Raw genomic sequence first — 19,434 nt, 5'->3', positions numbered from 1 at the left:
AGAAACTCACCATCCCGGTTATCTGCGTGCCCAAGATAATAATTATCTTGGGTCTATATTGACTGCTGGCTGCATTTTTATAACCATAAAAATAGCCGATGTATGCAAAATACTCTTTTAATCCCTATCGTTACAATCAATCTTGGGTGATAACCCAAGCAGATTTGAAAGACCGAGTTGATCAACCGGTGAGCCTTACGGCTATCCTACCTGAGCCATCATATTAATATACGACTAATTTTCTAGCACGATGAATATAGTCCACAATGATTTCTTTCGTCAATAAGACAAGTACATTAGCTCCGGTAGGAAACGTCATTCACATTACCCGAGTCGCTATATTCAATACTTGCTGTCTGCCTAAGACATACTTAAGTGTCAAGTGGTCTTCTTTGCAGCCCTGCGATAACTTTAAGCAGAAAAAGAAGATGTACTGTACATGAATAAAGAGTAAATTTCACTCTATTTTCGTTTAGATTAACAATTTTTGTTAAATTGCTATTGAAACCAAATGCTATTTGGATAACACCCATTATCAACGCTAACGAATGAAAAACGTTATATCAAATGGTTGAATTTTATTCTGAATTCAATGTTGATTGGGTACGCAATAACGGAGAAATAGAAATCGCTAGTGATTAGCTCACCAAATTACAGAAAAGCGGCAGGCGATACACCGAACCGAACCGCAAGCAATTTAGCCTGCCGCACATTGATACGCCTCTTCTCGTTAAGGATGTCGCTAACCACAGACTGCCCCCCTATTTCTTCCGCTAAATCAGTCTGATTCAGACCATTTTGTTCCATAACAAAACGTAGCACTTCATGTGAGGATGCATCAGGGATCAAATGCAAAGTACTCTCATAGTCCTCCACAAGCTGACTGACAAGATCGAGAAAATCTGCCAGTGCATGGTTTTCATTGTCGCCAACAACATCAAGCAGACTGTTCATTAAGCTGATAACCTGTTTATATTGTGTATTACTCTGGATCGTACCTAGTTTCACAGGTAACAAATCTTGAAAAGCTTTCCAAGCAGACCCAATAACAGTGGGATTAATCGTGGCTGCGCTCATAATTTATTCCTCCTGTGTGTCTTATTCCAACGGTTATATTCAGCATGAGTAAAGACTTCACGAATATAAAGTTTTTGCCGATTGTAATGAATAATAGTAATGACCCGAAAATTATTTCCACCTACATCAAATATTGTATAGGGACAAAAGTAATCAGCTGAATTAAAAGTTTTTTTTACATCAGTAAACGTATCAAATCTGGACGTACTAACCAGCCGGTACCAAACTTCTAAAGGCGATTTAGCGACAGAATGCTTTAACCAGAAGGTTTCAAGCGCTTTCTTAGAAAGAATATGCATAGGAAGATAATATAGCATATTGCTATATTGCGCAATAACAACACCACCCTAAAAAACGCGGGAACACAAGAAAGCCAGTAGGGGTCGTTTGACGAAAGGGGTAGAGTCGAGGTGTGGCTAGTCGTGGGTACTGCTTTGTGGCCTTTGCCAACGGTCTTGATACCTGAGCAGTGCCGTTTTCTCCTGAGTCCCTGCCAATGAAATGTGTAGTGGTCAAGTAAAACCGGACACATTTTTAAGACAAATTGATTACAGGTATACGCTCAAATTCCATGGGTGAAAAATAAGCGAGTAGACTATGTGGTCTTCTACTATTGTAATAGGCTAAATAATCCAGCCCCCCTAACTTGGCATCATTACGGGTTTTAAGTATTTCATAATTCAAGTATTCATATTTCAAGCTCCGAAAAAAACGTTCTGTTGGTGCGTTATCCCAACATTGCCCTTTACCACTCATACTGGCTTGCACACCCATCACTTGCAAATGGGCACGATACTGATGGCGGGTATATTGGCTGCCTCTATCTGAGTGATGGAGCAACCCTTTTGGAGGTTTTCTGCGCCAGTAAGCCATCTGGAGAGCTTGTACACACAGTGCTGTCTTCATGTGGGCTGCCATTGCCCAACCGATTATTTGGCGCGAGTATAAGTCCATCACCACCGCTAAATACATCCAGCCTTCATAAGTCCAAACATAGGTGATATCCGTTGTCCATACCTCCTCTCTCTGAGTAACGGTAAATTCCCGCGCCAACAGGTTGGGTACGATAGAATGATTATGAGCGCTGTCCGTTGTTATCTTATGGCGTTTTGGATAACGGGCAAATAACGCTAATTTTTTCATGAGGCTTCGTACTTTGTAGCGACCCACTGAAAATCCTAATTCATTAATTTTTACCTTTAACCTTCTAGAACCCAGCGTCTTTTTATGGTCTATAAATAGTCTAACCGCCTCTTGCTCCAGCGCCGTCAAGGCAGAAGCGATTACCTGATGTGATTTTCCTGCCCACTCATAAAACGCACTACGACTGACTTTCATCACATAACAGAGCAAGCGCACGGGGTAGGTCTTCTTTTGCTCACGAATAAACTGAAATCTTATCCGTTTTCTTTCGCAAAGAAGACCGCCGCTTTTTTTAATATTTCACGCTCCATTAACAAGTTATTGCGCTCTTTGCGCAGACGAAGTAATTCTTCACGCTCGGCCAAACTAAGACTCACCTGTTCAGAGCCTACCGGGGAAACTCCCCCCCCCTTTCAGCCTTGACCCAGCTTTTTATCGCACTTAATGAAACCCCTAAACTCTCTGACGCTTGTTTGCACGTATACGCTTTTTCCAGGACTAACTTTGCTGCGTCTTGTTTAAACTCCAGCGTAAATGTCGATGGCTTCTTTTTACTTTTCATTTTATACACCTCTGATTTGCAGTTTATTACAGCTCTTCAAAAGTGTCCGGAAACATTAGACCATTACACATGTTTCTCTAGTAGAATCCAAATCCCGCCGGTCGCTTCCCCACGTAATAGGCTCTCCCTATCTCCAAGTACTATCAACCGGTCCGACTTCCGGTAAACCATCGAGCCATTCTTGCTTTTCAGGCTTGTTTGGCTCTACAGGCTCCCACCTGAGCTTACCGGATCTCCCTTGTTCACATAGAGTCCTTCGATAACATGCCGTAGGTACGAACCCCGGAAGCAATCCCACACTCTCACCAATACGATTGTAGGATTTCTGCCTTCCCCTTCGAGGCATAGGGTCGGCTACTTCACAGCACGTTCGATATCGGGGCTATTTATCCTCTTCACTTTCGGTTCCGGCCTGTTATCTCCCTGTCTACGCTTCGCAGTAAGCGTTACCACTTACCACGCAAGACTCGGTTCCTGGCTGCTGGCTAGACTTTACCAAGGTAGTCATTTCAGACTACTGTCCTCTATGCGCTTGCAAGGCGCAAGCCTCGTCAAACGCAGCAGGCGGTTTTCCCGCACTACGCTTACCTGACAACTTCATACCAAAGCTTATGTGACCTATCTAACCTGAATTCGGGATAAGGAATTGACGTTTATTTTCTCTAACTTTTTGAACAAGAATAGATAAGTGCCTCGTATTTCAAGATAATCATGTTTGCGGACATTATTAATCACGAAATAGCGAGACACTCATGAACGATATTACCGAACTTTATTGCTTAATGGACGATTTTTGTAAAAAATTTGAGCCCATATTGAATGCCCAGCTTTTAACAGATGGCGCCAAGCAGCGTATCCGTGCCACCTCTCTTTCTTTGGCGGAGCTGATGACGCTAGTGGTATTATTTCATCAGATTCGTTATCGCCAGTTCAAATCATTTTATTTACATCATGTATGTCAGCATCTTAGGGGTGAGTTTCCGACGCTTCCCTCTTATTCACGCTGTATTGAGCTCCTTTCCCGCTGTGCAATGGCGCTTTATGCCTTCTTTGAAACGGTTAAGGGTGACTGCTCAGGGCTCTCTATTGTCGACTCCACACCGCTTGCCGTTTGCGATAACCTACGTATCAAGCGTCATCGCGTTTTTCAAGACTTGGCAGAACGGGGGAAAAGCTCGACTGGCTGGTTTTTTGGTTTTAAATTACATGCCGTTATCAATCATCGGGGTGAACTACTCAGTATTCGTCTAACCCGTGGTAATGGTGACGATAGAAAACCCGTTCCTGACTTGGTCACAGGGCTTTTTGGCCCGCTTTACGCAGACAAAGGATATATTTCTAAAACGTTGTTACAGCAGCTGAAAGAAAAAGGGGTTACCTTGATCACTCGAGTTCGTCGCAACATGAAGCCCGTCGAGCACTCTGAGTTTGATAATGCCATTTTGCGTAAACGTTCATTGATTGAAACTGTTTTTGATCAACTCAAGAATATGTGCCAAATAGAGCATACTCGTCACCGCTCACCACAGAATTTTATCGTCAATTTACTCGGCGGCATCGTCGCTTACTGCCTCACTCCATCCAAACCAAAATTAGCTCTGCATTCTTCAAATATCGTCACATTATAAAATAGTCGGCTTATCCCGAACTCAGGTTATTATAGGATCGGTAACTCAAGTCGATGTTTTACCTACGTTAAAGATTGGGTAGAAAAGAAAGCGAGACGTCATTTAATGAAGGCGCGTCGACGGCAAGGCTTCGGCTGGGGGAGATGGAGTAGGGAAGGGTTTTATCAAAAATTAGGTTTATATTCAGACTATAAGATTAGATATTACCCGGTACAGAAAGTGTCGCCAGCTAGATAGGTCACATAAGCTTTGGTATGAAGTTGTCAGGTAAGCGTAGTGCGGGAAAACCGCATGCTGCGTTGTGCGTCCAGCAAAGGCTGGTACATTCAGCAGGAGATAGACCTGCCAGGGTAAAAGTCGGCGCCCTGTAGCTTGGGTAGCAGCATGGCGGGAAACCAAGATGTTGAAGCCTACCGACAACCTTACCGTTAGGGTAAGTGCGAGATATCAGGCCGTAATACAAATGAACACAGAGGTGGCCCCGAAAGTGCGTAACCTCGAAGGCTGAGCCCGCAACGTAGGGGGCGAAAGCAGCATTGCTGAGCGAAATCGACTGAAACACTGAGCAACTTCGGCGGGGTGGTAGTGACGGCATGATATCAAGGATGTACGAAGCAACTGGAGAAGCCCTCCTCGTCCCAGTGAGAAAGCCACTGGAGCAAGGTAGATTCTATAACCGGTGAACCGGGAAGTGAATCGAAGACGAGAGGGTGGCGGAGGGGTGTGTAGTAGTGATGAAGCAAGGTAACGCTTGTGGAGCAAAGGCACCCTACTGACAATAATGCTTCTAACAACAAGGGAGGCAAGGGTTGTCATGATAAAAACAACCATTAATTTGCAAGACCTGAGAAGGAAGATATACATCAAAGCGAAGGCTGATAAATCTTGGCGATTTTGGGGTATCTATGTTCATGTTGGTAAGATGGAAACGTTGCGTACCTCCTATAAGCTGGCGAAACAAAACAAGGGGGCACCAGGAGTAGATGGGGTGACCTTTGAAGAAATTGAGTCCGCAGGGGTAGACAACTTTCTTGAATCCATCAGGAAGGATTTACTCTCCAAGACCTACTACCCACTGAGGAATCGGAAACGGGCGATACCGAAAGCTGGAGGGCAATCCAGGATGTTAAGTATTCCCACTATTCGAGACCGCGTAGTGCAAGGTGCAGTCAAACTCATTCTAGAAGCGATATTCGAGGCAGATTTCCAGCCGGGCTCTTTTGGTTATCGCCCCAAGCGAACGGCTGCTGAAGCAGTAGAACAGGTAACAGTAGCAGCTATCAAGAATATGACGCGAGTCATCGATGTCGATCTCAAATCGTATTTTGACACCGTGCGCCACGATATTTTGTTAAGCAAAATAGCAACGCGCGTGAATGACAAAGAAGTCATGCGGCTACTCAAGCTGATACTGAAAGCAGGTGGGAAATGTGGGGTACCTCAAGGCGGTCCGTTGTCGCCATTACTGAGCAATATCTATCTCAATGAGGTAGATAAGATGCTTGAACGAGCAAAGGGGGTAACGGGTACGGATGGATATCAGCATATTGCATACGCGAGATGGGCTGATGATCTTATCATAATGATCGACAGCTATAGAAAATGGGATTGGCTGGCAGCGGGTGTCTACAAACGACTGAAAGAAGAACTCATGAAGTTGGGAGTAACACTTAATTTAGAAAAGACACGACAAGTTGATCTGAAGCAAGATGAATCCTTCAGTTTTCTAGGGTTTGTTTTTAGAAGAACGAAAACAAAGCAAGGGAAATGGGGAATCATGAAAACACCGAAGATGGACGCGAGAACACGGCTTTTACAGAAATTAAAAGCGGTGTTCAGAGGCCATCAGTCTCAACCGATTGATCGGGTCATTTATCTCATCAATCCGATACTCAGAGGCTGGGTGAATTATTATAGGATCGGTAATTCAAGTCGATGTTTTACCTACGTTAAAGATTGGGTAGAAAAGAAAGCGAGACGTCATTTAATGAAGGCACGTCGACGGCAAGGCTTCGGCTGGGGGAGATGGAGTAGGGAAGGGTTTTATCAAAAATTAGGTTTATATTCAGACTATAAGATTAGATATTACCCAGTACCGAAAGTGTCGCCAGCCAGATAGGTCACATAAGCTTTGGTATGAAGTTGTCAGGTAAGCGTAGTGCGGGAAAACCGCATGCTGCGTTGTGCGTCCAGCAAAGGCTGGTACATTCAGCAGGAGATAGACCTGCCAGGGTAAAAGTCGGCGCCCTGTAGCTTGGGTAGCAGCATGGCGGGAAACCAAGATGTTGAAGCCTACCGACAACCTTACCGTTAGGGTAAGTGCGAGATATCAGGCCGTAATACAAATGAACACAGAGGTGGCCCCGAAAGTGCGTAACCTCGAAGGCTGAGCCCGCAACGTAGGGGGCGAAAGCAGCATTGCTGAGCGAAATCGACTGAAACACTGAGCAACTTCGGCGGGGTGGTAGTGACGGCATGATATCAAGGATGTACGAAGCAACTGGAGAAGCCCTCCTCGTCCCAGTGAGAAAGCCACTGGAGCAAGGTAGATTCTATAACCGGTGAACCGGGAAGTGAATCGAAGACGAGAGGGTGGCGGAGGGGTGTGTAGTAGTGATGAAGCAAGGTAACGCTTGTGGAGCAAAGGCACCCTACTGACAATAATGCTTCTAACAACAAGGGAGGCAAGGGTTGTCATGATAAAAACAACCATTAATTTGCAAGACCTGAGAAGGAAGATATACATCAAAGCGAAGGCTGATAAATCTTGGCGATTTTGGGGTATCTATGTTCATGTTGGTAAGATGGAAACGTTGCGTACCTCCTATAAGCTGGCGAAACAAAACAAGGGGGCACCAGGAGTAGATGGGGTGACCTTTGAAGAAATTGAGTCCGCAGGGGTAGACAACTTTCTTGAATCCATCAGGAAGGATTTACTCTCCAAGACCTACTACCCACTGAGGAATCGGAAACGGGCGATACCGAAAGCTGGAGGGCAATCCAGGATGTTAAGTATTCCCACTATTCGAGACCGCGTAGTGCAAGGTGCAGTCAAACTCATTCTAGAAGCGATATTCGAGGCAGATTTCCAGCCGGGCTCTTTTGGTTATCGCCCCAAGCGAACGGCTGCTGAAGCAGTAGAACAGGTAACAGTAGCAGCTATCAAGAATATGACGCGAGTCATCGATGTCGATCTCAAATCGTATTTTGACACCGTGCGCCACGATATTTTGTTAAGCAAAATAGCAACGCGCGTGAATGACAAAGAAGTCATGCGGCTACTCAAGCTGATACTGAAAGCAGGTGGGAAATGTGGGGTACCTCAAGGCGGTCCGTTGTCGCCATTACTGAGCAATATCTATCTCAATGAGGTAGATAAGATGCTTGAACGAGCAAAGGGGGTAACGGGTACGGATGGATATCAGCATATTGCATACGCGAGATGGGCTGATGATCTTATCATAATGATCGACAGCTATAGAAAATGGGATTGGCTGGCAGCGGGTGTCTACAAACGACTGAAAGAAGAACTCATGAAGTTGGGAGTAACACTTAATTTAGAAAAGACACGACAAGTTGATCTGAAGCAAGATGAATCCTTCAGTTTTCTAGGGTTTGTTTTTAGAAGAACGAAAACAAAGCAAGGGAAATGGGGAATCATGAAAACACCGAAGATGGACGCGAGAACACGGCTTTTACAGAAATTAAAAGCGGTGTTCAGAGGCCATCAGTCTCAACCGATTGATCGGGTCATTTATCTCATCAATCCGATACTCAGAGGCTGGGTGAATTATTATAGGATCGGTAATTCAAGTCGATGTTTTACCTACGTTAAAGATTGGGTAGAAAAGAAAGCGAGACGTCATTTAATGAAGGCACGTCGACGGCAAGGCTTCGGCTGGGGGAGATGGAGTAGGGAAGGGTTTTATCAAAAATTAGGTTTATATTCAGACTATAAGATTAGATATTACCCAGTACCGAAAGTGTCGCCAGCCAGATAGGTCACATAAGCTTTGGTATGAAGTTGTCAGGTAAGCGTAGTGCGGGAAAACCGCATGCTGCGTTTGACGAGGCGGGCGATGGAAACGGGAGCAATCAAGATAAGTCGTGATTTGATCACCGCGCCATTGTTCGACCCTACTGACGAGGCGGGCGATGGAAACGGGAGCAATCAAGATAAGTCGTGATTTGATCACCGCGCCATTGTTCGACCCTACTGACGAGGCGGGCGATGGAAACGGGAGCAATCAAGATAAGTCGTGATTTGATCACCGCGCCATTGTTCGACCCTACTGACGAGGCGGGCGATGGAAACGGGAGCAATCAAGATAATATCGTGATTTGATCACCGCGCCATTGTTCGACCCTACCGTATGACCCAAAGTCTAAGCCGCAAAGGGAATTGTTGGGACAACGCTCCTATAGAGCGCCTATTCAGAAGCCTCAAAACCGAATGGGTACCCAAAGCAGGCTATCCAACTGGGCAAGAAGCAAAACGAGATCTTATTGATTATCTCATCGGCTACTACAGTCAAACTCGCCCTCATCAATACAACGGCGGATTAACCCCAAATGAATCCGAGCGGCTGTACTGGGAGAAACACAAGATACTGGCCAATTTTACTTGACCACTACACCCTGTGCAATGCCTGATAATATCGGTAATGTCAGTGCTAAGATAAAAAAAAGTAGCGTTGACAGTAATGCTTTACGCAACAACGGAGATTCATTTCGATTGCCTGCGGCATGCATATTACCATCAAGAAGCTCACCCAATACCCTTATTATCTGATGTTATGCAGCCCACATCTGATAGGTTTGTCAGATGAAAAAATCTAATCTTTATTTATACACTGACTTTATTTTAATTTATTTTCTTGCGGAGGTCTAAGATGGCTTATAATTGTAATTCAATTCCTGTTGTTTTCGTACATGGGGTGGTGCAGACCCTGGTGTCTGGAGCTCTATCAAGCTGGGTACCAAAATTCTCATTTATTTGCCTGGGATTATCGTAATGATACTCATAAATCTATCAATGAACAGCTTAGCCCGCTTTTCGATAATTATATCAATAGTGTGTTGAACGAAACGGGAGCGAGCAAAGTCGATATTGTAGCTCATTCGTTTGGTAGCTTGCCAACAAGGTGGTTTATCAAATTTGGGGGAGGTTCAACAAAGGTACGTAATTGGATATCTATAGCTGGCTCCAACCACGGTTTAGATCGCATAAGAGGGATCGGTTTAACGATTAATAACTTATTCACTTCCGACCAAGGAGGCGCCGATATGCAATCGAGTTCCTATGTAATAAGAAAGCTCAACGAAGGAACAGAAACCCCCGAGCCAACAAAATACACAACAATTAGCTCAACCGGAGATGATCCATCATTTTTTGATATGTTAGGGAGTAGTTCTAGTTCTAGTTCTAGTTCTAGTTCTAGTAATTCTTCAGACAAAGTTGTTTCAATATCTAGTACCAAGTTGACTGGAGCAAACAACATCGTCATTCATGATGAAAATTTGGGGCATAACGCTTTGATCCGTGATGAGCGAGTCTTTTCCCATGTGCTTAACGTTCTTGGCTGTGATGCCTAAAACTGATAGAAAATGTAGGTCGTGACTCGAATTTGTTGATAAAGGGGGCGTTGGTGCATAGAGGTGTGAAGGTTGTTACTTCCCCCAAGGGGTTATGACTCTGTCACTTCCTTACAGGCGGAATGAGTGCTTGCTGCGGCCAAAAGCCGATTAAGAACGGCAACACCTATCGATGCTTCCGTCTTCTGTGCAGCCAATCCGCGAGCCCGAAGACGAGGTTCAATCAGTGTTTGTAACACCCCATCATGGTCTCAACCAAGACTCGTTGACCGTAGTTTAGGGCTGTTTGCCAGGCGAGTCGCCCCTTGTTCTGGATCATTTCCAGGTGCTGATCGCGTTGGGTCGGTGGCTCTATCGTGCTACTAAAGCTGGGCGCAGTGATTGAAGAGAGCCGCGCCGATGCAGAAAAAGAAGCGGCAGAACGTGCGGCGCGAGAGGAAAAACGCCAGAAGCTTTTGCAGCTTATCGAAAAAGAAGGTTTCACCGCTGAAGATCTGTTAGGCTCAGCGGTAACAATCAACAAGAAGCGCAGAAAAAAACTAGCAGCTCCCGCCAAATACGAATTTGTCGAGAATGGTGAAACAAAAACATAGACAGGGCAAGGGCGCCAGCCAAAGCTTATTGAAGAAGCCCTGAAAGCCGGACGCAGCCTTGATGCGTTTTTGATTTCCGCAAGAATTGATTGAACAAAAAAGAGAAGGATCCGGCATAGACTGGTATTCGATGGCTAAAAAAGCAAGAATAAGAAAATTTTCTGAATACTCTGCCCTCAGAGCAAGTAAAGAGAAGGCAAAGCAGGGATTCACTGTCCAATGGAACGAAAACGTACTATAAGGGCTTCCCCGATTAGTCAACACCGGTTTTTTATTCTGTCTGGCTATCTATCACTGAAGTTAAAGGGATAAGACTGCGGTACTATAAACGGCCATGATGAATCATTATCGATTCGGACCCTGATGAAAGACGCTCGTGAGATTCTCGTTCGCTAAACGGATAATAATATCCAGTACTTTTACAGAAATGCCTCACGGGGGTCTAACCCTTTTACATCAACGCTGACAGTTCAGATAAGATATTTTTACTGCGTCAATTAAATTACTTATTGTAGAACCTGAAGTCATCACCATAAAACAGGGACGCCCAACATAAACGGGCATTTTTGGCTGCGATTGCCACAGCAGTACGCCAGTAACCTCGGCGGTTGATCAGCGAACTCACCCACTGACTGAAAGGATCTTGTTTCTTCTCCACACCAATCATGACAGAACGTGCTCCTTGGACAAGCAAGGTGCGTAAGTAGGCATCACCCGCTTTGGTGATTTTTCCCAGTCTGGATTTTCCCCCACTACTGTACTGTGACGGTGTTAAACCGAGCCAAGCTGCCAACTGACGCCCATTTTTAAAATCATGAGCAGTGCCAATACTAGCAACCAGCGCACTCGCCGTTGTTGGACCCACCCCTTTGAGTTTCATCAGATTTTGGCTGCGGCTATCCTGCTTAGCGATTGTTGCCAGGATGCGATCATACTCAGCAATTTTCAACTCGATGGCATCAATATGTTCTAGCAGAGTATCGATGCACTGCCGGACCCATCCTGGTAGGTTTTCCCTGTGCTCTGCAACCAGGCGGCGTAACGATTCCGTACGTTGTGGTGCAATGAAACCAAATTCAGAGACTAATCCACGAAGACGGTTATAAGATGCAGTCCGCTCTTCAATAAATCCCTGTCGGGTACGGTGCAAGCATTGCATTGACTGTTGTTCTTCATCTTTAACAGGAACAAAACGCATATGTGGCCGACGAACCGCTTCACAAATCGCCAGCGCATCCGCCGCATCATTCTTCCCGGCTTTACCTGCTAAGCGATAAGGAGAAACAAATTTAGGCGCCATGAGTCGGACGTTATGACCATACCGCGTGAATAATCTTGCCCAGTAATGTGCGCCGGAACAGGCCTCCATGCCGATCGTGCAAGGAGGTAAATTAGCAATTAGCTCTGGCAATGCGGTTCGAGGCACTTTAGGCTTAACGAGAACAGGAATACCATTTTTATCAACACCATGAACAGCAAAGACATTTTTAGCAAGGTCTATCCCAACGGTTGTAATAATCATAGTCTTCCCCTATATTCGAATTTTGGTTATCTTCCCCATAATGGCACAAAAGTGCGGACAGTAACCTTAATTTAGGGGAAGTCCCTTTCATTCGCTAAGCCCAATCATCTTCAATATGATAGAACGCGGGTGCACTTTAGGAGAAATTTAACTATGTTATCCAAATACCTTGACCCCAAGAATGATGTAGCCTTCCGAAAAATTTTCGGCACCGAAAAGAACAAAGATATTCTTATGCATTTCTTAAATGATATTTTAGGGTTTTCCGGTAGCAAACAGATAACCTCTGTTACTTTTTTAAGTACGATACAAGACCCCGATATCGCCGCTAAAAAGCAAAGCATCGTTGATGTACTCTGCCAAGATGATGAGGGGGTACGCTACATTATCGAAATGCAGGTTGCCAAGACGAAAGGATTTGAAAAACGGGCGCAATATTATGCGGCGAAAGCCTACTCTCAACAGGCAAACAGGGGTGACGAATATCAGAACCTGAAAGAGATTATCTTTATTGCTATTGCAGATTGTACCTTGTTTCCGGAGAAGACTCAGTATAAATCCGATCACATTATTCTTGATCGTGACAGTGGTGAGCATGATTTAAAAGATTTTTCCTTCACGTTTATAGAATTACCTAAGTTTAAGAAGAGCAACCCGAAAGATCTTGAATCAATAACAGAAAAGTGGTGTTACTTTTTCAAATATGCGGCGGAGACAGGACCTGAATGCCTTAAACACGTGATCGGCAAAGACACTATCATAGAAGATGCCTATGAGCAATTAGACCGTTTTTATTGGACAGAATCTGAGCTGATGAATTACGAACGAGAGCTTAAGCGAGTTCGTGATGAAGCAGCCATACTTGCACAAAAAATAGACGACGCAACTGAAAAAGGTATACAACAGGGCATACAACAAGGTATGCAACAGGGCATACAACAAGGTATGCAACAGGGCATACAACAGGGAAGCAAGGAAACTAAATTTGAAATTGCCAGACAGCTTCTCGGTGACGGACTAGATCGGGCTGTCATTAAAAGATGCACTGGACTGTCTGACGAAGAACTTGACAGCTTGGCCTAAGCAGGGAGCTGAGACGGCATGACCCATTGACATGGGCAAGCCAATAAAAGTCGCTTATTAGCGGAAGCTGGGTTAACTTTTTTACAAGTACAGACAGTGTAATATTCACATATCGAGTAGGGTGAGGCGTTAACGCCTCATCCCTCTCACAGGTAGGGTCGAACAATGGCGCGGTGATCAAATCACGACATTATCTGTGTGATTCATGGACATCGTTTCACTATAATAATCGTTATGAACAGAGAAATTCCGCAACGACTGCAGTGGATAGAACACTATGAGACATTAGGTGATGCGGGGGTAGACAAGTATAAATGCTACTATGCCGTCGTTGCGGAATTTCGCGCCCCACCACATTACGCAAATGGTGGCGTAGATACCAGGAGCGGGGGAGGGTGGGTTAAGTTTGAGCTACTACAAATCAAGTTAAACCTGTCGTGAAATTTCGACGTAAAGCGGACTTCATTCGCGATGAACGTCCTGTTCCAGGTGATGGGGTTCCAGGTGGGTACCTGCGAAATCGGTTCTGGTTTATACTAGTACACGGCCATTGATGACTGTACTCGTTACAGAGTTTTAAGGCTTTATCACCGTCGTACTGCGGCAAACACGCTGGATTTTATAGATTGCGTTGTAGAGGAAATGCCTTTCCCAATACAACGTATTCAAACTGATAGGGGAAGAGAATTTTTTGCCATTAAAGCACAGGAAAAACTAAAAGAATATGGGATTAAATTCCGTCCGAACAAACCGGCATCCCCGCACCTTTAATGGCAAAGTTGAGCGTTCCCAAAAAACAGACAAAGCAGAGTTCTACGCCACGGTGGATCTTACAGCCAGCAACTTGGATGACCTGTTAGCAGAATGGCAGCATTATTATAACTGACAACGTTCTCATAGCGCCCATAACGGAAAAACGCCGATGGAGCGCTATTTTGAACTCTCTGATCAGACTCCGTTCTCAGACGAGGTTATTGCTAATTACTGTCCAGAACAGGAACGCATTCAGGAGCAAAATTACAAGCTCGATCTTGCTCTTCAAAAAGTGAAACGATGTCTATGAATCATACAACCTGACAACTTCACTTCATATCAAAGCTTATGTGACCTATCTAGCTGGAGACACTTTCGGTACCTGGTCATGACAAGTCAGAGGAATCTGGATGCACAACTCAACCCCATTAATCACCACGATAGTTGGCGGCCTGGTGGTCGCCTTTTTCTTAGGAACACTGGCTCATCGCCTGCGCATTTCACCCCTGGTAGGGTACCTTACCGCAGGGGTCTTGGTTGGACCTTTCACGCCAGGTTTCATTGCTGATCTCTCGTTAGCGCCAGAACTGGCAGATATTGGTGTGATTTTGTTAATGTTTGGCGTTGGGCTCCATTTTTCTCTTAACGATCTCCTGGCAGTAAAATCTATCGCCATTCCCGGCGCCATCGCTCAAATTATTGTCGCTACCCTGTTGGGGATCGGTCTGTCGCATTTATTAGGGTGGGATCATGTGACCGGGCTGGTATTCGGCTTATGTTTATCGACGGCCAGCACAGTAGTCTTATTACGCGCTTTGGAAGAACGGCAACTGATTGATAGCCAACGTGGGCAAATAGCTATTGGTTGGTTAATCGTAGAAGATTTGGTTATGGTGCTAACGTTAGTACTACTGCCCGCTTTTTCCGGTGTCTTAGGGAACGAAAATAGCAGTACCCAGCAATTGCTTACCGAATTGGCTATTACCATCGGTAAGGTCATCGCTTTCATCACATTAATGATTGTTGTTGGCCGCCGCCTGGTTCCTTGGATCTTGGTTAAAACTGCGTGCACCGGCTCACGTGAACTGTTCACACTGGCTGTGTTGGTGCTTGCGCTAGGCATTGCCTATGGCGCAGTAGGCCTGTTTGATGTCTCCTTCGCGTTGGGTGCCTTCTTTGCTGGTATGGTATTGAATGAATCTGAACTTAGCCACCGAGCCGCGCAGGATACCTTACCGCTACGTGATGCCTTCGCCGTATTATTTTTTGTCTCGGTTGGCATGCTACTTGACCCGGTAATCTTAGTGCGTGAACCCTTAGCGATTATTGCTGCGTTGAGTATTATCGTATTTGGAAAATCAATTGTAGCATTTATACTTGTTCGTTTATTTGGTCACTCAAAACGCACAGCCCTAACGATTTCGGCGAGTTTAGCGCAAATTGGTGAGTTCGCATTTATTTTAGCAGGATTAGGGGGCTCTCTCGGTTTATTGTCTGAATATGGTCGAAATCTGGTACTGGCCAGTTCGATCCTTTCCATTATGCTCAATCCACTACTCTTTAGTCTATTTGAGCGCTATTTGCGTAATACGGAAACAACGAAAGACCAAATTTTAGAAGAGACCGTTGAAGAAAAAAAAACAGATTTCCCTTAACTTATGCAACCAGGCTGTATTAGTGGGTTATGGCCGCGTGGGCAGTTTGCTGGGGACAAGGCTCAATGCTGAAGGGATATCGCTAATAGTGACTGTTCCCAGGGCGTTTATATGAACGCATCCCAACCACTTAACCAAGGGTTCGAGACTGAAAAGTGAGGTGCGGCTCCTCACAGATTTTCGGCATCATTGTGCCCATACGGGATGCACAGTGCTCTCAGAAACTGGAGGATCCACAAAATGAAATATACACCGGTTGGCGTAGATATCGCAAAACATGTGATTCAGCTCCACTTTATCGACGAGCACAATGGTGAGGTAGTTGACAAGCCGCTCCGTCGCCAGGCCTTTTTAGCGTTTTTCAGTAACCGGGCGCCCTGCCTGATAGGGATGGAAGCGTGTGGTGGTTCTCAGCACTGAGCCCATGAACTGGAAAAGCAGGGGCATAAAGTTCGCCTGCTTCAGGCTCGTTTTGTAAAAGTCTTTCTGATAGGTAACAAGAATGATGTGATGGATGCCCGTGCTATATGGCTCGCAGTGCAACAACCCGGCGAGGCAATTGCAGTAAAAACCGAAGAACAGCAGGCAGTACTGGCACTGCACAGAATACGCCGCCAATTAGTAAAATTTAGAACCGCCCAGATTAATGCTCTGCATGGCATGTTGCTGGAATTCGGCGAAACAATAAGTAAGGGTCGGGCTTCACTGGATAAATCTCTGCCATGGGCGCTGGAGCACCTGAAGGCACGACTGACTCCATACCTTATCACTATGCTGGAAGAACAACACCAGCGACCAGGTGACCTGGATGCTCAGATCGAGGGTATTGAAAAACAGCTGTTAGCTATGGCGAAACAGAATGAAACCTGTAAAAGGTTGCTAGAAATCCCCGGCGTGGAGCCGATTATTTGCTACCGCGGCCATGGCCACGATGGGTGAGGCTTCCGCCTTTAAATCAGGACGTGAGTTCGCAGCCTATGTAGGCCTGGTACCGAAACAGACTGGAACGGGGGGAATCCGGTTACTGGGGATAAGCAAACGCGGGGATACCTATCTGTGAATGCTATTTATCCATGGTGCCCGCGCCGCGGCGTTGCTGGCAAGAATCGGAATAAAACGAACCAAGGGGATGCAAAGATGATATCGCGTTATTGTGCGCTCCATACGCCAAAACTTTGGTTCCCTGCTCCGTTGAGTGAACGCCAGCTTACGGCTCTAGTGCGCCGTCTGAATCATTTAGAAGAAATGAAACGGATGGAATGTAATCGAAAAATGGTTGCTGATGAAATAGTCAAACCTTCTCTGACAGAAAGTATTAGCGCATTAGAAAAACAAATAATCAAGATAAAACAGAAGATTAAAAATCATATCAATGAGACGTCTGAGCTAAAAAAGAACAAACAGTTATTGGAAAGTATCCCCGGGATTGGTGAAATATTAAGTGCTACTTTACTGGCGTTTGTTGGTGACATATCAAAATTCACTAGCAGTAAGCAGGTGGTAGCCTATGCAGGACTAAATCCAAAACTTTGCGAATCTGGCCTATTTAAAGGGCGAAGCCGCCTCTCAAAAGTCGGGTGTACAGAACTCAGAAAAGCGCTATACATGCCTGCCCTTACCTCAATCACTCACAATCCAATAATAAAATCTCAATGGGAACGATTGGTAAAACGGAATAAAGGGGGAAAAGTCGGTGTCTGTGCAGCAATGCGAAAATTGCTCCAATTGGCGTTGTCAACGCTACTTTAGATTGACCACTTTTTGCTACTTTAAAATGTCCAGTTTTTGCTAATTTTCCTGTTGGGTTTCTATTCCAGGCGCCTGGATAATATCAGTCGTTTTTATAGGCAACATGCCTGCTTTGCGTTTATTTTTGAGTCGATAGCTTTCTCCTTTAATATTCAATGTGGTTGAATGATGTAAAAGCCTGTCTAAAATCGCAGTTGCTAAAATGTGATCACCGAATACGTCCCCCCAATCAGTAAAACTTTTATTTGATGTGAGAATGATGCTCGCCTTTTCATAACGACGGCTCAGTAACCTGAAAAATAGGCTAGCTTCTTCGCGATTCATCGGTAAATACCCGATTTCATCCAGTATTAATACCCTGGCATAGCACAGTTGCTGAAGTTGGCGTTCCAGACGGTTTTCTTGCTTTGCCTTCATTAAGGTACAGCAGAGTCTATCCAGAGGCATAAACAATACCCGATGCCCAGCTGTAGCTGCCTTGACAGCCAGCGCTATCGCCAAATGCGTTTTCCCTACCCCAGGTGGGCCTAACAAAATGACGTTTTCATGATGTTCGACAAACCTCAGCCCCGCCAGCTCGCGGATAATTTTCCTGTCTATACTTGGTTGGAAAGTAAAGTCAAATTGCTCCAAGGTTTTTATCCACGGCAAACGTGCTTGTTTTAACCGCGATTCCAAGCCTTTTTGGTGACGCCCGTTCCATTCCTGGGCTAATGCCTGCTGGAGAAATTCACGGTAGTTCAGTGCTTTCTTGGTGGCTTCTTCACATAAACTCTCCAACGCATCGCCCAGGTAATCCATTTTTAACCGTATCAACAAGTTTTCCATTTCCATCAGAGTAGCTCCTCATACACACTGAGCGAACGAGACGCTACTCGATTGACCTGTTGCCAAAGGGCTTGATGATGTTCTGGCACCTTTTGCCAGCCCTGCGTTACCTCCTGCAAGAGATGCGTCGCGAGCAGTTGCTCATCGCCGTAAATACGTAGCGTATTATCTAAACCGATACGAATATTAACCGCACGACCACACCAGAATGAAGGCACGCTATAGCGATTACCTCTGACATCGATATAGCTGTCCCATGCCACTTGTCGTAGGTCGAAGTAGCTGGTATCGAAATCAGTCGCAGGGAGTGGCATCAAGGCTATTTTTTCCTCAGCAAAACGATTTTCCGGTGTCTGCTTGAATTGACGAAGATGACGCTGGTCTGCCACTTTCGCCAGCCACATCGCTAGCAGTTGATTAACATGAGCGAAACTCTCAAACTGACGGTAGCGAGTGAAAAAATTGTGTTTAACATAGCCCACCATCCGTTCGGTTTTGCCTTTCGTTTGCGGTCGATAAGGCTTACAGGCGCGAGGGCTAAACCCATAGTGATTAGCCAGTTGCAGGAAGCCCGCATTGAACTCGATGTGGCCATTTTGTCCATGTTTGATAACAGCGGCTTTTTGGTTATCTACCAAGACATTTTTTACGCTGCCACCGAAGTAATTGAAGCTGCGAACCAGCGATTCATACGTGTGCTCAGCATCTTGCTTAGGGGCAGCAAAGACATGAAAGCGACGCGAAAAACCGAGCGTATTAACGGCAAAATTAACCGTACAGGCAGAGCCTGCCACCTCAACGATGATTTCTCCCCAATCGTGTTGAAGTTGATAACCGGGGAGGGTTTCAAAGCGTACCGTGTTTTTCGAGGCCCTGAGCGGACGTTTGGGATGTATATAACGTCGGAGCATCGCACTCCCACCCCGGTAGCCTTTTTCACGGATTTCCTCAAAAATAACCGCCGCATTCCAAACCTGTTCACTCAACCTTGAATCGATGTAGTCTTTAAAGGGCTCGAGTTTAGCAACCTGTTTTTTACCGCGTTTTGCTGTTGGCGGCGCAGGATAGCTAATGTGCCGTCTCACCGTTTTTTCTGAACACCCTATCTGATGGGCAATATCAACAATAAATGCCCCCTGTTGATGGCGTTGTTTTATCATGTAGTGGTCCTCTCTTCTTAGCATGCTTATTTCCCTCATGGCTTTGTCACCACAAAGGAAACTGCATTCTGGCTTGAGTGGACAAA

16 protein-coding genes and 5 pseudogenes are annotated in these 19,434 nt (G+C 45.3%); 12 read left to right on the top strand and 9 right to left on the bottom strand.

What is annotated here, in order from left to right; translation table 11 throughout:
• Positions 1-651: 651 nt before the first annotated feature.
• The 5 genes from AACL30_RS04130 to AACL30_RS04115 all read right to left on the bottom strand — a co-directional run bounded on the left by AACL30_RS04130 (position 652) and on the right by AACL30_RS04115 (position 2,782).
• Positions 652-1,077: a helix-turn-helix domain-containing protein gene (locus AACL30_RS04130; protein ID WP_339057815.1), complete on the bottom strand. Its 426-nt coding sequence runs from the start codon at positions 1,075-1,077 to the stop codon at positions 652-654.
• Entirely contained in the window at positions 1,074-1,376 is a 303-nt protein-coding gene (locus tag AACL30_RS16375) for a type II toxin-antitoxin system HigB family toxin (protein ID WP_407078949.1), read from the bottom strand. Before AACL30_RS16375 ends, AACL30_RS04130 begins: the two co-directional genes overlap by 4 nt.
• A gap of 235 nt (positions 1,377-1,611) precedes the next feature.
• Entirely contained in the window at positions 1,612-2,463 is an 852-nt protein-coding gene (locus AACL30_RS04125; protein WP_339058386.1) for an IS3 family transposase, read from the bottom strand.
• An 11-nt stretch (positions 2,464-2,474) separates the two neighbouring features.
• On the bottom strand, positions 2,475-2,597 hold the full coding sequence (locus AACL30_RS04120; RefSeq protein WP_339057048.1) for a hypothetical protein: 123 nt from the start codon (positions 2,595-2,597) through the stop codon (positions 2,475-2,477).
• Positions 2,598-2,608: 11 nt separating this feature from the next.
• A complete protein-coding gene (locus tag AACL30_RS04115; RefSeq protein WP_339057814.1) occupies positions 2,609-2,782 on the bottom strand; it encodes a transposase in 174 nt (57 codons plus the stop codon).
• Between the two features lie 752 nt (positions 2,783-3,534).
• Between AACL30_RS04115 and AACL30_RS04110 the strand changes: the two genes are divergently transcribed.
• The 5 genes and pseudogenes from AACL30_RS04110 to AACL30_RS04095 form a co-directional block, all read left to right on the top strand.
• Complete coding sequence (locus AACL30_RS04110) at positions 3,535-4,410, top strand: IS982 family transposase (RefSeq protein ID WP_339057813.1); 876 nt, start codon at positions 3,535-3,537, stop codon at positions 4,408-4,410.
• Between the two features lie 12 nt (positions 4,411-4,422).
• Positions 4,423-4,647 (top strand): group II intron maturase-specific domain-containing protein, encoded by a 225-nt coding sequence (locus tag AACL30_RS16370; RefSeq protein WP_422389591.1) that lies wholly within the window; start codon positions 4,423-4,425, stop codon positions 4,645-4,647.
• Positions 4,648-5,224: 577 nt separating this feature from the next.
• Positions 5,225-6,529: a group II intron reverse transcriptase/maturase gene (gene ltrA, locus AACL30_RS04105; RefSeq protein ID WP_339057671.1), complete on the top strand. Its 1,305-nt coding sequence runs from the start codon at positions 5,225-5,227 to the stop codon at positions 6,527-6,529.
• 577 nt (positions 6,530-7,106) lie between these two features.
• The gene (gene ltrA, locus AACL30_RS04100; protein ID WP_339057671.1) at positions 7,107-8,411 is read left to right on the top strand and encodes a group II intron reverse transcriptase/maturase; all 1,305 of its coding nucleotides are present in this window, start codon (positions 7,107-7,109) and stop codon (positions 8,409-8,411) included.
• Positions 8,412-8,759: 348 nt separating this feature from the next.
• Positions 8,760-9,038 (top strand): annotated as a pseudogene (locus AACL30_RS04095) (integrase core domain-containing protein); the annotation flags it as partial.
• Here the strand turns inward: AACL30_RS04095 and AACL30_RS04090 are convergent.
• A complete protein-coding gene (locus AACL30_RS04090) occupies positions 9,031-9,186 on the bottom strand; it encodes a hypothetical protein (RefSeq protein WP_176603449.1) in 156 nt (51 codons plus the stop codon). The pseudogene AACL30_RS04095 and the gene AACL30_RS04090 sit on opposite strands and share 8 nt — an antisense overlap.
• A 156-nt stretch (positions 9,187-9,342) precedes the next feature.
• On the opposite strand from AACL30_RS04090, the gene AACL30_RS04085 reads away from it, so the two are divergent.
• Positions 9,343-10,005, top strand: a complete 663-nt coding sequence (locus AACL30_RS04085; RefSeq protein ID WP_339057812.1) for a hypothetical protein — start codon at positions 9,343-9,345, stop codon at positions 10,003-10,005.
• Positions 10,006-10,370: 365 nt separating this feature from the next.
• Positions 10,371-10,691: pseudogene (locus AACL30_RS04080) on the top strand (H-NS family nucleoid-associated regulatory protein); the annotation flags it as partial.
• A 409-nt stretch (positions 10,692-11,100) separates the two neighbouring features.
• Here the strand turns inward: AACL30_RS04080 and AACL30_RS04075 are convergent.
• Positions 11,101-12,120 carry an IS110 family transposase gene (locus tag AACL30_RS04075; protein ID WP_339057811.1) on the bottom strand — a complete coding sequence of 340 codons (1,020 nt, stop codon included), beginning with the start codon at positions 12,118-12,120 and terminating at the stop codon, positions 11,101-11,103.
• A 153-nt stretch (positions 12,121-12,273) separates the two neighbouring features.
• Between AACL30_RS04075 and AACL30_RS04070 the strand changes: the two genes are divergently transcribed.
• The 5 genes and pseudogenes from AACL30_RS04070 (at position 12,274) to AACL30_RS04050 (ending at position 17,360) form a co-directional block, all read left to right on the top strand.
• Positions 12,274-13,203 (top strand): Rpn family recombination-promoting nuclease/putative transposase, encoded by a 930-nt coding sequence (locus AACL30_RS04070; RefSeq protein ID WP_176488051.1) that lies wholly within the window; start codon positions 12,274-12,276, stop codon positions 13,201-13,203.
• Between the two features lie 234 nt (positions 13,204-13,437).
• Positions 13,438-14,266: pseudogene (locus AACL30_RS04065) on the top strand (integrase core domain-containing protein).
• A 100-nt stretch (positions 14,267-14,366) separates the two neighbouring features.
• Positions 14,367-15,702, top strand: a pseudogene (ybaL, locus tag AACL30_RS04060) (YbaL family putative K(+) efflux transporter); the annotation flags it as partial.
• Positions 15,703-15,851: 149 nt separating this feature from the next.
• Positions 15,852-16,668 (top strand): annotated as a pseudogene (locus AACL30_RS04055) (IS110 family transposase); the annotation flags it as partial.
• Positions 16,668-17,360, top strand: a complete 693-nt coding sequence (locus AACL30_RS04050; RefSeq protein WP_339057810.1) for a transposase — start codon at positions 16,668-16,670, stop codon at positions 17,358-17,360. The pseudogene AACL30_RS04055 and the gene AACL30_RS04050, both read left to right, overlap by 1 nt.
• A gap of 39 nt (positions 17,361-17,399) precedes the next feature.
• Here AACL30_RS04050 and istB read toward each other — a convergent pair whose 3' ends face one another.
• Positions 17,400-18,197, bottom strand: coding sequence for an IS21-like element helper ATPase IstB (istB, locus tag AACL30_RS04045; protein ID WP_339058365.1), 798 nt, complete (start codon positions 18,195-18,197; stop codon positions 17,400-17,402).
• The gene (istA, locus tag AACL30_RS04040; protein WP_339056344.1) at positions 18,194-19,372 is read right to left on the bottom strand and encodes an IS21 family transposase; all 1,179 of its coding nucleotides are present in this window, start codon (positions 19,370-19,372) and stop codon (positions 18,194-18,196) included. Before istA ends, istB begins: the two co-directional genes overlap by 4 nt.
• Positions 19,373-19,434: the final 62 nt, after the last annotated feature.

It is taken from the genome of Candidatus Regiella endosymbiont of Tuberolachnus salignus, assembly GCF_964020115.1.
Lineage (GTDB): Bacteria > Pseudomonadota > Gammaproteobacteria > Enterobacterales > Enterobacteriaceae > Regiella > Regiella insecticola.
This window is presented reverse-complemented; position numbering and strand designations above follow the sequence as displayed.

Excerpts from the sequence above, each read along its gene's own strand:
- AACL30_RS04130 (WP_339057815.1), bottom strand. The coding sequence starts at position 1,077 with ATGAGCGCAGCCACGATTAATCCCACTGTTATTGGGTCTGCTTGGAAA.
- AACL30_RS16375 (WP_407078949.1), bottom strand. The coding sequence starts at position 1,376 with ATGCATATTCTTTCTAAGAAAGCGCTTGAAACCTTCTGGTTAAAGCAT.
- AACL30_RS04115 (WP_339057814.1), bottom strand. The coding sequence starts at position 2,782 with ATGAAAAGTAAAAAGAAGCCATCGACATTTACGCTGGAGTTTAAACAA.
- AACL30_RS04110 (WP_339057813.1), top strand. The coding sequence starts at position 3,535 with ATGAACGATATTACCGAACTTTATTGCTTAATGGACGATTTTTGTAAA.
- ltrA (WP_339057671.1), top strand. The coding sequence starts at position 5,225 with ATGATAAAAACAACCATTAATTTGCAAGACCTGAGAAGGAAGATATAC.
- ltrA (WP_339057671.1), top strand. The coding sequence starts at position 7,107 with ATGATAAAAACAACCATTAATTTGCAAGACCTGAGAAGGAAGATATAC.
- AACL30_RS04085 (WP_339057812.1), top strand. The coding sequence starts at position 9,343 with ATGGGGTGGTGCAGACCCTGGTGTCTGGAGCTCTATCAAGCTGGGTAC.
- AACL30_RS04075 (WP_339057811.1), bottom strand. The coding sequence starts at position 12,120 with ATGATTATTACAACCGTTGGGATAGACCTTGCTAAAAATGTCTTTGCT.
- AACL30_RS04070 (WP_176488051.1), top strand. The coding sequence starts at position 12,274 with ATGTTATCCAAATACCTTGACCCCAAGAATGATGTAGCCTTCCGAAAA.
- istA (WP_339056344.1), bottom strand. The coding sequence starts at position 19,372 with ATGCTAAGAAGAGAGGACCACTACATGATAAAACAACGCCATCAACAG.